The organism is Siccirubricoccus phaeus (assembly GCF_008360935.1).
Lineage (GTDB): Bacteria > Pseudomonadota > Alphaproteobacteria > Acetobacterales > Acetobacteraceae > Siccirubricoccus > Siccirubricoccus phaeus.
The window spans coordinates 381,038-393,995 of the sequence record NZ_SRXO01000001.1; the positions used below are offsets into that span (position 1 = coordinate 381,038).

Here is a 12,958-nt window from a genome sequence, read left to right on the forward strand (position 1 = left end):
GCCTTCGCCGGACAGGGAATGGCTGTCGGGAGAACCGCTTGGCCTATGCGCTGCAGCAGCTGATCAACGGGATCAGCCTGGGGATGATCTACGGCCTGATCGCCGTGGGTTACACCATGGTCTACGGCATCATCGGCATGATCAATTTCGCCCATGGCGACGTGTTCATGGTGGGGGCCTTCATCGCGCTGATCACCGCGCTGCTGCTGACCGCCGGCGGCGTGCTGGCCGGGCCGGCGGGCATATTGGTGATGCTGCTGGCGGCCATGGCCGTCACCGCGCTCTACGGCTGGACGGCGGAGCGGGTGGCCTACCGGCCGCTGCGCGGCAGCTTCCGCCTGGCGCCGCTCATCACCGCCATCGGCCTCTCCATCGTGCTGCAGAATTTCGTCCAGGTCAGCCAGGGCGCCCGGCCGAAGCCGACGGGAACCCTGCTGCCCGGCGGCTGGGAGGTGATGCGGCAGGACGGCTTCGTCGTGCAATTCGCCTACACCCAGATGCTCATCATCGGCATCACCCTGGCGGTGCTGGCGGTGTTCACCGTCCTGGTCACCCGTACCCCGCTCGGCCGCGCCATGCGGGCCTGCGAGCAGGACCGGAAGATGGCGGCGCTGCTCGGCATCGACACGGACCGCACCATCAGCCTCACCTTCGTCATCGGCGCGGCGCTGGCGGCCGTCGCCGGCACCATGTACCTGCTGCGCTACGGCGTGATCGATTTCTACATCGGCTTCCTGGCCGGGGTGAAAGCCTTCACCGCCGCGGTGCTGGGCGGTATCGGCAGCCTGCCGGGCGCGGTGCTGGGCGGCCTGCTCATCGGGCTGATCGAGACCTTCTGGTCGGCCTATTTCAGCGTCCAGTACAAGGACGTCGCCGCCTTCTCCATCCTGGTGCTGACCCTGATCTTCCTCCCCACCGGCCTGCTCGGCCGGCAGGAGGTGGAGAAGGTATGAGCCCCATCCGATCGCCGGAGGGCACGCCTGCGAGCCCCGGAGGCGTGAATCGGACGGGCAAGGCAAGCCCCGCCGCCGCGGTGAAGGACGCAGCGCTGGCCGCGCTTGTCGCCTTCGGCCTCTTCGCCATGATGGTGGGGCTGCGCACCGAGATCGGCCCCGAAGGCGCGCTGGTGCTGCGCCAGCGCTGGGGGGATGTGGCGATCCTCTGCTTGCTGGTGTTCCTCGGCAGGCTGGTGCTGTCGCTCTGGCTGGGCCGCCGGCGCATCGCCGCCTCCACCGCGCCGGGGCGCTGGACGGCGCGGCTGCAGCAGGCAGGGCGGCTCTTCGCCCCGGCCATGCTGGCGGTGGCGCTGACCCTGCCGGCCATCACCCAGGGCGACCGGTATCTGCTCGATCTCGGCATCCTCGTGCTGACCTATGTGATGCTCGGCTGGGGGCTGAACATCGTGGTCGGCCTCGCCGGCCTGCTGGACCTCGGCTATGTCGCCTTCTACGGCATCGGCGCCTATGCCTATGCGCTGCTCGCCACCGAATTCGGCTTCTCCTTCTGGCTCGGCCTGCCGGTGGCCGGCATTCTCGCCGCCTTCTGGGGCGTGCTGCTGGGCTTTCCCGTGCTGCGGCTGCGCGGCGACTACCTGGCCATCGTGACGCTGGCCTTCGGCGAGATCATCCGCGTGGTGCTGCTGAACTGGGTCAGCCTGACCGGCGGGCCGGACGGCATTTCCGGCATCCCGCGCCCCAGCTTCTTCGGCCTGCCCTTCACCATGTCGGGCGGGGAGGGCAGCTTCGCCGGCACCTTCGGGCTGGAGCCCTCGCCAAGCCACCGCGTCATCTTCCTCTACTACCTCATTCTCGGCCTGGCCCTGCTGACCAATTGGGTCACCATACGCCTGCGCCGCCAGCCCCTCGGCCGCGCCTGGGAAGCGCTGCGGGAGGACGAGATCGCCTGCCGGGCGCTGGGCATCAACGTCACGATCACCAAACTGTCCGCCTTCGCCATCGGCGCCATGTTCGGCGGCTTCGCCGGCGCCTTCTTCGCCACGCGGCAGGCCTTCATCAGCCCGGAAAGCTTCACCTTCATCGAGAGCGCCATCATCCTGGCGATCGTCGTGCTCGGCGGCCTCGGCAGCCAGGTGGGCGTCGCCATCGCCGCCCTGGTGATGATCGGCGGCTTCGAGATCTTCCGCGACCTGGGCGAGTACCGGATGCTGGTCTTCGGCGGCGCCATGGTCGTCATCATGGTGCTCAGGCCGCGCGGGCTGGTCGGCACCCGCACCCCCTCCATCGCCCTCGGCCAGAAGCGCGCCATCAGCGGGGAGCTGGTGGGGGAGGGGCATGGCTGATGCCGCTGCAGGTGCTGTTGCAAGTGCAGGACGTGACGATGCGCTTCGGCGGCCTCACCGCCGTCGACCGCGTCTCCTTCGCCGCGGCGCAGGGGCAGATCACCGCGCTGATCGGCCCGAACGGCGCGGGCAAGACCACCCTCTTCAACTGCATCACCGGCTTCTACCGGCCGAGCGAGGGCGCCATCCTGTTGCATCCGCCGCAGCGCGGGCCGGGGGCGGCGCCGGTGGCGCTGCACCGGCTGGCGGGGCATCGCATCGCCCGCGCCGGCGTGGCGCGCACCTTCCAGAATATCCGCCTCTTCCCCGGCATGACGGCGCTGGAGAACCTGCTCGTCGCCCAGCACAACGCGCTGATGGCGACCACCGGCTGGGGCATCGGCGCGGTGCTCGGCCTCTCCCGCTACCCGGCGGCGGAGCGCGCGGCGGTGGAGAAGGCGAAGCAATGGCTGCACGCCACGCAGTTGCTGGAACGCGCCGATGACCCGGCCGGCGCGCTGCCCTATGGCGCGCAAAGGCGGCTGGAGATCGCCCGGGCCATGTGCACCTCTCCGGACGGGCCGGCGCTGCTCTGCCTGGATGAGCCGGCGGCGGGGCTGAACCCGCGGGAATCCGAGGAGCTGGCGCGGCTGCTGCTGGCGATCCGCGAGGCCGGCACCTCCATCCTGCTGATCGAGCACGATATGGGCGTGGTGATGCGCATCAGCGACCGGGTGGTGGTGCTGGACCATGGCCAGCGCATCGCCGATGCCGCGCCGGCCGAGGTGCGCGCCGACCCCAAGGTGATCGCCGCCTATCTGGGCGAGGAGGAGGTGGCGTGAGCGCGCCCGGCGACCGGCGCGGCGCGGGCCATGCAGCTCCGCAGGCGGCCGCGCCGCTCCTCGAAGTGGACGGGCTTTCCGCCGCCTACGGCGCGGTGCAGGCGCTGACCGAGGTTTCCCTGCAGGTCATGCCGGGGGAGATCGTCACGCTGATCGGCGCCAATGGCGCCGGCAAATCGACGCTGCTGATGACCCTCTGCGGCGAGCCCAAGCCGCGCGCCGGCCGGGTGGTGCTGGCGGGCGAGGACATCACCGGCGCCCCGACCCATGCGATCATGCGCCGCGGCGTGGCGCAATCGCCGGAAGGCCGCCGCGTCTTCCCCCGCATGACGGTGCGGGAGAATCTGCTGATGGGCGCCGAGGCGCTGACGCGCGAGGACCCGACGCCGCAGCTCGAACGCGTCTTCGCCCTTTTCCCGCGGTTGAAGGAGCGCCTGGCCCAGCGCGGCGGCACGCTTTCGGGCGGGGAGCAGCAGATGCTGGCCATCGGCCGCGCCCTGATGTCGAAGCCAAGGCTGCTGCTGCTGGACGAGCCCTCGCTCGGCCTCGCCCCGCTGGTGGTGAAGCAGATCTTCGAGGCGATCCGCGCCCTGAATGCCGAGACCGGCCTGACGGTGCTGCTGGTGGAGCAGAACGCCTTCCAGGCGCTGCGGCTGGCGCATCGGGGCTATGTGCTGGTGAACGGCCGCATCACCATGGCCGGCACCAGCCAGGATCTGCTGGCGCGGCCGGAAATCCGGGCGGCGTATCTGGGGGGACATTAGGCGGGTTGGCCGACCGCCACCCCCACCCTCCCACGCCGCTGCGCGGCGCGGGCCCCGTTGGCGGCAGTGCCGCCAACCCCCCGCTGGCGGGGGAGGGTTGGGGTGGGGGTGGGTCGGCGAGAGCTCTCCACGCAACCCGTTGGAACCGCGCAACCCTCTGACGTAAGCTTCGCACCACGCCGCCCGCCGGGCGGAAACCCAGGGAGAGCAAGGATATGCTGACACGCCGTGGCCTCGTCGCCGCCACTGCCGGCCTCGCCATCGCCACCGAGTCCTTCGCCCAAGGCTCCGGCCCCATCCGCATCGCCGTGGCTGGTCCGCTCACCGGCTCCAACGCCGCGGCGGGCGACCAGATGAAGATCGGCGGCCAGCAGGTGGTGGAGGACCTCAACGCCGCCGGCGGCGTCCTCGGCCGCCAGCTCGCGCTGGAACTCGGCGACGACGCCTGCGACCCGCGCCAGGCCGTCTCCGTCGCCAACCAGATGGCCGGGCGGCGGGTCGCCATGGTCGCCGGCCATTACTGTTCCGGCAGCTCCATCCCCGCCAGCAAGGTCTATGCGGAGGAGGGCGTGCTGCAGATCAGCCCGGCCAGCACCAACCCCCGCTACACGGATGAGGGCGCCTGGAACACCTTCCGCACCTGCGGCCGGGACGACCAGCAGGGCCAGATCGCCGGCAAGTACATCGCCGATAATTTCAAGGGCAAGCGCGTCGCCATCCTCCATGACAACCAGGCCTATGGCAAAGGCCTGGCGGAGGAGACGAAGAAGGCGATGAACGCCGCCGGCATGCAGGAGACGCTGTTCGCCGCTTATACGCCCGGGGAGCGCGACTACAACGCCCTCGTCTCCCGCCTCAAGGGCGCGAATGTCGAGGTGATGTATATCGGCGGCTACTACACCGAAGCCGGGCTGATCCTGCGCCAGGCGAAGGAGCAGGGCATGCCGGTGACGCTGATCGGCGGCGACGCGCTGGTGACGCGCGATTTCTGGCAGATCACCGGCGCGGCGGGGGAGGGGGCGCTGATGACCTTCAGCTCCGACCCCCGCACAAGGCCGAGCGCCGCCGAGGTGGTGGCGCGCTTCAAGGCGAAGAACATCGATCCGGAGGGCTACGTCCTCTACACCTATGCCGCGGTGCAGATCTGGGCGGCGGCGGCGGCGAAGATCAACAGCATCGACCCGCGCAAGGTGGCGGACGCCATGAAGGCGCAGGGCCCGTGGCAGACGGTGCTGGGGCCGATCAGCTTCGACCGCAAGGGCGATGTGACGGTGCCGGACTACGTCTTCTACATCTGGCGCAACGGGAGCTACGCGCAGATCTGAGGCGGAAAGGACCAGTGGCTCTGCCCCATAGAAGGGGGCGCCGCCCTCTGCACTCCCGCCGGGGACTGGACCGGACCCCCGGTGTGAGTTGTTCGCCGACCGGCCGGCCGTCTCTGGTCGGCAGGTCGAAACGTCGGATCCAAAACTCGGACCGGGGTCCGGGGAGGAGTATCCTCCCCGGCGGGGGCATGGGGGCAGAGCCCCCATTCTTGCTGCCCATGGGCCGCCCGGCGGCCAGCACCGCCAACGCGGTTCCCGTCCCCCCCGAATCCGGTACTCTTCCCCCAGGCACCGGCCGCGACGCCGGGCCAAGGGAGAGAGACGATGCCGGAATTCGCCCCTTCGCGGCGCCAGGCGCTGCACCTAGCCGCGCTCGCCGCGCCCTTCCTTGCCGCAAGCCCCGGCCGCGCCGCCGGCTTTCCGGACCGGCCCGTCCGGCTCATCATCCCCTGGGCCGCCGGCGGCTCCACCGACGCGCAGATGCGCACCATGTGCGAGATCGCCGCCCGCCATCTCGGCCAGCCCATCGTCATCGAGAACCGCCCCGGCGCGCGGGGCACCTTCGCCGCCAGCATCCTCCACACCCAGGCGAAGCCGGATGGCTACACCATCGGCCAGATCCACCAGGGCGTGCTCAGCCACCCTTTCATGACCCGCTCCGCCACCTGGGATTCGCTGAACGACTTCACCTATATCCTGGCCATCACCGGCTATCTCTCCGGCATCGTGGTGCGGGCGGAGTCGCCGGTGCGCGACTGGCCCGGGCTGATGGCGCATATGCGCGCCAACCCCGGCCAGGTCTCGGTCGGCACCTCGGGCGTCGGCGGCGCCAGCCATCTCGTTATTTCCCAGCTCTTCGAGAAGGAGCAGGTCACCTATCTGCACGTGCCCTATCGCGGTGTCGCCGAGACCACGACCGCGCTGCTCTCCGGCCAGGTGGAGGCGATCGCGGACAGCAGCGGCTGGGCCCCGCATGTCGAGGCGGGGCGGATGCGGCTGTTGGCGGTCTGGGCCAATGAGCGCCCGAAGCGCTTCCCGGACGCACCCTCCATCCGCGAATTCGGCCATGATGTCGGCGGCATCGCGCCCTACGGCCTGGCCGGCCCGAAGGGCATGGACCCGGAGGTGACGGCGCGGCTGCACGACGCCTTCAAGGCCGCGCTGTTCGACCCGCAGCATCTGGCGGTGCTGGAGCGCTACGACATGCCCGTGCTGTACATGACCGGCGAGGAGTACCGCGCCTGGAACGCCACCCGCCTGCCGGTGGAGCGCGAATTGATTCGCCGCCTCGGCATCAGCTTCGAGGGCGGGTGAAGCGCGCTTCGCCGGCGCCATGCCTCGGTGAAGCCCTGCCGGCTCGTGCGGCCGCCCTGTTTTCCGGGCTGCCGGGCATCGTCGCCTCGACCGGCCGGGGGCGCGCCGCTCTCCAGGATCGGCGCCTCGGCGCGCGACAGCCAGGGCCTGCGCAACAGGCGTCGGCGAGGCGCCCTGGCCGCTGCCGCGACGGCGCCGATGATACCGGCAATGCCGTGGTCCTCATGGGACGGCATGCCCGCGCATGACACCAGACCGGAGATGATCTGCCGGGAGGCGCCGCAGAGCCTTTTGCGACTGGCTCCCGGCCAGGCGGGACGGCCGGCCCTGATCGCCGCTGCCGGCCGGCGCACCGCCGCGCCATGCCGGCCAGGCTGCCGGGTCCGGCCGACCGAAGATCGCCGCCCCCGGCTCGGCCCGAGGATCCGCCGGGCCGGCCCGCGGCCCATGCGCCTCAGGCTTCCGCCTGCACCAACCTGTCGCGGAAGGCCGCGACCTTCTCGCGCAGCTCGCGCATCGCCGCGCAGTCCTCGCCGAAGACCTTGCCGACCCATTCATGCTTCAGGCCGCGGGCCGTCTCGCCCAGGGCGCGGCCCCGCTCGGTCAGGCGGATACGCACCTGGCGCTCATCCGCCGTGTCGCGCACCCGCCGCAGGAGGCCCGCTGCCTCCAGCCGCTTCAGCAGCGGGGTTAGCGTATTGCTCTCGAGGAACAGCTTGTCGCCGATCTGGCCGACGGTCAGGTCGTCCTCCGTCCAGAGCACCAGCATCGCCAGGAATTGCGGGTAGGTGAGGCCCAGCTTGTCCAGCACCTTCTTGTTCGCCCGCCCGACCGCCTGGGCGGCGGAATGCAGGGCGAAGCAGAGATAGTCGTCGAGGCGGGGAGGGGCCTGGCTTTGGGACATGGGTCTGGCTCCTTGATGGGGGCGCCCGAAGGGGCTGCCTGCTGTTTGGGCATATAAATCGTGCACGATAAAGACGTGAAGGACATAAACGCATGGCAGCCATGCGGGTTTGTCTATCGTGCACGATCTAATCGCCGAGTATCTAGAGCCCAGCCAACGCGGCGCCCCGGCAAGCCGGCCAGCGCCGAACCGCACGGAGACAACCCGATGATCCGCACCGTTTTTCTTGCTTCCGCCCTGGCCCTGGCCACCCTCGCCGGCGCCCAGGCCGCCGGCCCCCGCCTCGTCGGCGGTGGCGACAATGCCGAGGTGGTCTATGACGCGCCCAGCCGGAACGTGACCGGCGGCGGCGCCGCCACGCTGCTCGGCGGCGGCGACAACAGCCAGGTCGTCTATGGCGGCCCGGTGACGGCCGCGCCCCGCACCGGCCTGGTGGCCCGGCTGCTCGGCGGCGGCGCCGATCGCCAACTCATCTATGAGGCCCCGGCCGGCGATACCCGCTTCATCGCCAACGCCCCGACGGGCGACCGCGGCTGACCCTTCCTTCCAGCCGGCAAGCCAGCCGCGCGAGGGCAGCAGCCCCCGCGCGGTTGGCGTTTGGCGCGCCGTCGCTTTCGGTGGCATCGCCGACAGCGGGAATCGCGCGATCGGGGACCCTGCCCGGCAGCCGCCAGACCGCGGCGGGCAGCGGCCCCGCCCGCCGCAAGCGACAGCGCGCAAGCCCCGGCGCGGCCGGGTTTTTCACCTCGTTCCGCCGGCTTCCGCTTGCGGCGGCCGCCCCGGCTCCCCATTCTCCTCCGCAGTCGTCAACAACCGAAAGGAGGTGATCCAGTGTCTCATTGCCATACGCCGCGTGCCCTGCCTGCGGCCTGGATCATCGTCTCCGCCACTGTGGGGATGGCTTCCTGAGCCGAGCCGGCCGGCAACGGCTGACGCAATGGGAAGGCCCGGGGCGCAAGCCTCGGGCCTTCCGCATGTTCGGGCCTGGAAGAGCCGGTCCGGAAAGATCCTGGCCCCGGGGTGGCCGCCGGGCCGGTGCGCGCCGCTATTCCGCCGCGGCGGCCTTGCCTACCGGGTGGTAGTCCCGCCCGAAATAGATCAGCCCGTGATCGTGCACGCTGCCGGTACGGATGCCCTGCACCTCGCCGAACACCACGAGATGCGTGCCCTTTTCGATGATGTCCACCACCTTGCAGTCGAAGCTGACCACCGCGCCCTGCAGCACCGGCGCGCCGGTGGCGAGCGTCGCCCAGGTGCCGGAATCGAAGCGTTCCAGCATGCTGCACTTGGTGACGCCGGCGAAGACCATGGCGGTGTCCTTCTGCCCCGCCGCCACCACGTTCACGCAGACGGTGCCGTTGGCCTTCAGCGCCGGCGCCGCGGTGGCATTGCGGTTCATGCAGACCAGCAGGGTCGGCGGCTCATCCGTCACGCTGCACACCGCGCTGGCGGTGAAGCCGCCGCGGCCGCCCGGGCCGTCCGTGGTGATGACGTTCACCGCCGCGCCCAACCGCGCCATGGCGTCCCGGAAATCCTGCTTGCTCACCGTCATCTCGGCCTGCCCCCTGCATCGCGCCAAGGTTAAGCGCGGCCCGGGCGCCAGGAAACCCCGGGCGCAGGGACCGGCGCCCCAGGTGTAGAACCCCGGGCTGGGCCCACCCGCCCGGCCTCACACCAGGCGGGAGAGCGGCGGCGCCACCTCCTCCAGCGGCTTGCCTTCCGCCGCGAAGCCCAGCCGCCATTCCGTCGCCGCCGCCAGCAGCATCAGCGCCGCCGCCAGCAGATAGCCCCAGAGAATGTCGCCCCGCGCCCCGCCCTCGATCAGCCAGCCGAACAGCGCCGGCCCCACCACCCCGCCCATGGCGGTGCCGAGGGCGTAGAACAGCGCGATCGCCATGGCCCGCATCTCCAGCGGGAAGCTCTCCCCCACCGTCAGATAGGCCGCCGAGGCCGCGGCCGAGGCGAAGAAGAAGATCACCGTCCAGGCCAGGGTCTGCTCCCAGGCGGAAAGCCAGCCCGCGGCGAAGGCCAGGCCGGTTCCCGCCATCAGCAGCCCGGCCAGCGCATAGGTGGCGGTGATCATCGGCCGGCGCCCGACCGTGTCGAACAGCCGGCCCAGCAGCAGCGGCCCGGCCAGGTTGCCCAGGGCGAAGGGCAGCATGAACCACCCCACCTCATGCGCCGGGATGCCGTAGAATTGGGTCAGCACCAGCGCATAGGTGAAGAAGACGGCATTATAGCAGAAGGCCTGGCAGGACATCAGCACCAGCCCCAGCACCGTCCGCGCCCGGTGCAGCCGCAGCATGGTGTGCCAGACATCGCCGAGGCTGGCATGGCCACGCCGGTGGAAGGTCACCGGCCCATAGCCGGGGGCGGGGAGGGGGCCGTGCCGCGCCGCCACCTCCCGCTCGATCCGCGCCACCACCGCCTCCGCCTCCCCGGCGCGGCCATGCAGCATCAGCCAGCGCGGGCTTTCCGGCAAATGGCGGCGCAGCAGCAGCACCACCAGCGCCAGCGCGCCGCCCACCACGAAGGCGGCGCGCCAGCCGATCTCGGGGTTCACCACCGCCGGGTCCAGCACCACCAGCGCGGCGGCGGCGCCGATCGCCGCGCCGCCCCAGAAGGTGCCGTTCACGCAGAGATCCGTGGTGCCGCGCAGCCGGGCCGGGATCAGCTCCTGGATCGCCGAATTCACCGCCGCGTATTCGCCGCCGATGCCCGCCCCGGTCAGCGCCCGGCAGAGCGCGAAGCTCCAGAAATCCCAGGTGAAGCCGGTGGCGATGCTGGCCGCCATGTAGATCATCAGGGTGATGAAGAAGAGCCGCCGCCGCCCGATCCGGTCCGCCAGCCAGCCGAAATAGAGCGCCCCGCTGACCGCGCCGACGAGATAGGCGGAGGCGCTGAGCCCGATCTGCGTCTCGCTCAGCCCCAGGGACGGGCTCTCATGGATGGCGCCGGCGAGGCTGCCCACCAGCGTCACCTCCAGCCCGTCCAGGATCCAGGTGATGCCGAGGGCGATGACGACCCGCCAATGAAAGCCGCTGAAGGGCAGGCGGTCCAGCCGCCCCGGGATGTCGGTCTCGAACCGTTCCGCTGTGTCCTGCCCTGGCGTGTCCCGCATGCGCCCCTCCCGCCCGGTCAGAACGCCGGGGAATGTGATGGTTGCGGATGGATGGACAGGCCTCGCCGCTTCGCCTAACCGTTGCGCTTCCCGAACCCGCTTTTCCCGTCCTGCGCGAGGAGGCCCCGCCGCGTGACCGGCCCGATTTCCGCCCGCGCGGCCGCGCCGCCGCGCGCCGCCGGGCGATGAGCGCCAGCCCCGCCCAGGCCGCCTGGGTGGCGCGGGTGCTGGGCCTTGGCGGCGCGCCCGGCCCGGCTGAGGGCAAGGCCGCCCCCGGCTGGTCGGCCGCCTTCGCCGGCTGGCGCGCGGCGACGGCGGCGGTGGATGCCCAGATCGCCTCCCTGCAGGCGGCGCTGCGCGCGGCGGGCAGCCCGGTGCTGCAGGAGATCGCGGAATACGGGCTGAACGGCCTGACCGGCAATCACCGTGTCCGGCTGACGGCCGCCTTGCAGGAGCTGGGCGCCGCGCCCGGCCCGAAGCTGGCCCAGGCGGCGCCGAAGCTCGGGACCCTGCTGCAGGAATTCGAGGCCTTCCTCGCCGGGCCGAACCCGAAGCTCGACGTGGTGGAGGACAACCCCTTCGGCGTCCCGGTCGGTATCCGCGCCACGCTGGTGCCGGCGCTGCGCGCCCTGGCCGCCGCCACCGCGGCGGACCCGGGCTGAGCCGGGAGCAGGAGCGGCCATGCCCGTCTCGGTGGATGAATTCGTCGCGGTGCTGACCAACGGGAAGGTCGTGGGGAAGGAGGCGGTGGTCAAGCGCGACGCCGCCATCGCGCGGTCCCTCGCCACCCTTGCCGCCGAGGCCGCCCGGTTGCAGGCGGCCGGGCTGGAGAGCCCGGCGCTGGCGGGGCTGCAGGCGAAGCTGGCGGCGCAGCGCCAGGCGGCGCTGCAGGCGAAGGACAATGCCGCGCGCTACGCCGCGCTGGAGCCGGTGCTGGGCGCGGCGCTGGCCGCCGCCGCCCAGGCCAGGGCGCATGCCGACAAGGCCCTGGCGCAGCAGGCGGCGCGCGACCGGGCGGCGGCGGCGGCGCTCGCCGCCTGCAACGGGCTGGCCGGGACCATCGACGCCATCCGCCCGGCGGCGCTCGCCGCCCCGCTGGGGGCGAAGCTGGCCGATCTGCAGAATGAGCGCGTCACCCATGCGACCGTCACCGCCGTCGGCCGATTGCCGGCAGCCACGTCCGGGCTGGCGGCGCTGCTGGACGCCGCCGCCGCGCTGGCCGCGGAGGTAAAGGCGGTGGCGGAGCTGGCGCGGCAGCGCCAGGCGCTGCTGGACAGGCTGGACCCGCTGCTGGCGGCGGCGCGGGAGGCGGTGGCGAAGGGGCTGGGCAGCGCCGCGCTGCAGCAGGCGCTGGCGGTGCTGGAGGCGCGGCGGCAGGCGCTGGCCGATGCCCCCATGCCGAAGCTGCAATGGCTGCTGGCCGGCGCCGCCGGCCTGCTGCCGGAGCTGAAGGCGCTGACCGAGGCGCTGACCAGGCCCCCGCCGGCAAGGCCGGTGCCGATGCCGCCCGCCGTCGCCGCCACCCCGCCAAGTGGTGCGTCCCCGCCCGGCGCCATGTCGCCCGGTGCCGCCCCGCCCGGTGCCGCCCCGCCCGGTGCCGTCCCAACCGGTGCCGTCCCAACCGGTGCCACCCGACCGGGCGCCACGCAGCCGGTGCCGAAGCCGCCGCCCGCCCCGCTGAAATCGGATGCCCCGCTCCTCGCCCCCACGGCGAAGGAGGAGGCGAAGCTGCTGAAGACGGCGCGCAAGGCCGGCGCGCTGCAGGCCAGGCTGCAGGAGAAGGTGGCGGCCTGCCTCGCCGCCGCCCCGGACGGGCCGGAAGCGCAGATGATCGGGGCGCTGGACCGCAGCGTCTTCGATGCCAGGCTGGAAGACGTCTACACCCAGATGCTGGACAACGGCATCCCGATGGACCTGCTGCGGCCGGGGGAGGCGGTGGCGGTCTTCACCTACACCACCGACGACTATACCAACATGAACAGGCTGAAGCTCGGGATCCCGCTGGCGGACAAGTCGCCGGAAGGCAGGCCGGTGGTGCAGGATGCGGCGAAGCTGCAGCAGATCAACGCGGCCTGCGAGGCGGCGCTGCGCAAGCTGCCGGCCATCCCCGGGATCACCCGGCGCGGCGAGCGCAGCCTCTTCCCCGGCTGGGACACGCAATATGCCTTCCCAGGCGAGTTCACCATGCCGGCCTTCTGGAGCACCTCCACGGCGCAGCCCTTCGACGGGCCGATCACCGTGACGGTGAAGGGCGAGAGCGGCCGCAACATCGCCGATTTCTCGCAATATGCCGATGAGGCGGAGGTGCTCTACCCGCCCGGCACCTGCTTCAAGGTGACCAACCGGGAGGACACGCTGGACGCAACGGGGAAGATCGTGAAGGTGGCGGTGTGGGTGGAGGAGATCTGAG

Annotated in this window: 12 protein-coding genes; 9 read left to right on the plus strand and 3 right to left on the minus strand. The window is 71.7% G+C overall.

Going from position 1 to position 12,958, the window contains the following annotated elements:
* The first annotated feature begins 38 nt into the window (after window positions 1-38).
* The 6 genes from E5N76_RS01655 (at window position 39) to E5N76_RS01680 (ending at window position 6,523) form a co-directional block, all read left to right on the plus strand.
* Window positions 39-953 (plus strand): ABC transporter permease subunit, encoded by a 915-nt coding sequence (locus E5N76_RS01655; protein WP_149535557.1) that lies wholly within the window; start codon window positions 39-41, stop codon window positions 951-953.
* Window positions 954-997: 44 nt separating this feature from the next.
* Window positions 998-2,299, plus strand: coding sequence for a high-affinity branched-chain amino acid ABC transporter permease LivM (livM, locus tag E5N76_RS01660; protein ID WP_268921277.1), 1,302 nt, complete (start codon window positions 998-1,000; stop codon window positions 2,297-2,299).
* Window positions 2,299-3,120 carry an ABC transporter ATP-binding protein gene (locus E5N76_RS01665; RefSeq protein ID WP_149535559.1) on the plus strand — a complete coding sequence of 274 codons (822 nt, stop codon included), beginning with the start codon at window positions 2,299-2,301 and terminating at the stop codon, window positions 3,118-3,120. Before livM ends, E5N76_RS01665 begins: the two co-directional genes overlap by 1 nt.
* Entirely contained in the window at window positions 3,117-3,884 is a 768-nt protein-coding gene (locus E5N76_RS01670) for an ABC transporter ATP-binding protein (RefSeq protein WP_149535560.1), read from the plus strand. The genes E5N76_RS01665 and E5N76_RS01670 overlap by 4 nt, the downstream gene beginning before the upstream one ends.
* A 215-nt stretch (window positions 3,885-4,099) precedes the next feature.
* Window positions 4,100-5,209 (plus strand): branched-chain amino acid ABC transporter substrate-binding protein, encoded by a 1,110-nt coding sequence (locus E5N76_RS01675; protein WP_149535561.1) that lies wholly within the window; start codon window positions 4,100-4,102, stop codon window positions 5,207-5,209.
* Between the two features lie 324 nt (window positions 5,210-5,533).
* Window positions 5,534-6,523: a tripartite tricarboxylate transporter substrate binding protein gene (locus tag E5N76_RS01680; protein ID WP_149535562.1), complete on the plus strand. Its 990-nt coding sequence runs from the start codon at window positions 5,534-5,536 to the stop codon at window positions 6,521-6,523.
* A gap of 454 nt (window positions 6,524-6,977) precedes the next feature.
* Here the strand turns inward: E5N76_RS01680 and E5N76_RS01685 are convergent, their stop codons facing one another.
* Entirely contained in the window at window positions 6,978-7,427 is a 450-nt protein-coding gene (locus tag E5N76_RS01685) for a MarR family winged helix-turn-helix transcriptional regulator (protein ID WP_149535563.1), read from the minus strand.
* Window positions 7,428-7,634: 207 nt separating this feature from the next.
* On the opposite strand from E5N76_RS01685, the gene E5N76_RS01690 reads away from it, so the two are divergent.
* Entirely contained in the window at window positions 7,635-7,964 is a 330-nt protein-coding gene (locus E5N76_RS01690) for a hypothetical protein (protein ID WP_149535564.1), read from the plus strand.
* Window positions 7,965-8,472: 508 nt separating this feature from the next.
* Here the strand turns inward: E5N76_RS01690 and E5N76_RS01695 are convergent.
* Window positions 8,473-8,979: a flavin reductase gene (locus tag E5N76_RS01695; RefSeq protein WP_149535565.1), complete on the minus strand. Its 507-nt coding sequence runs from the start codon at window positions 8,977-8,979 to the stop codon at window positions 8,473-8,475.
* A 117-nt stretch (window positions 8,980-9,096) separates the two neighbouring features.
* Complete coding sequence (locus E5N76_RS01700; protein ID WP_149535566.1) at window positions 9,097-10,548, minus strand: MFS transporter; 1,452 nt, start codon at window positions 10,546-10,548, stop codon at window positions 9,097-9,099.
* A gap of 185 nt (window positions 10,549-10,733) precedes the next feature.
* Between E5N76_RS01700 and E5N76_RS01705 the strand changes: the two genes are divergently transcribed.
* Window positions 10,734-11,210, plus strand: coding sequence for a hypothetical protein (locus E5N76_RS01705; protein WP_149535567.1), 477 nt, complete (start codon window positions 10,734-10,736; stop codon window positions 11,208-11,210).
* 19 nt (window positions 11,211-11,229) lie between these two features.
* The gene (locus E5N76_RS30905; protein WP_149535568.1) at window positions 11,230-12,957 is read left to right on the plus strand and encodes an ADP-ribosyltransferase domain-containing protein; all 1,728 of its coding nucleotides are present in this window, start codon (window positions 11,230-11,232) and stop codon (window positions 12,955-12,957) included.
* Window position 12,958: the final 1 nt, after the last annotated feature.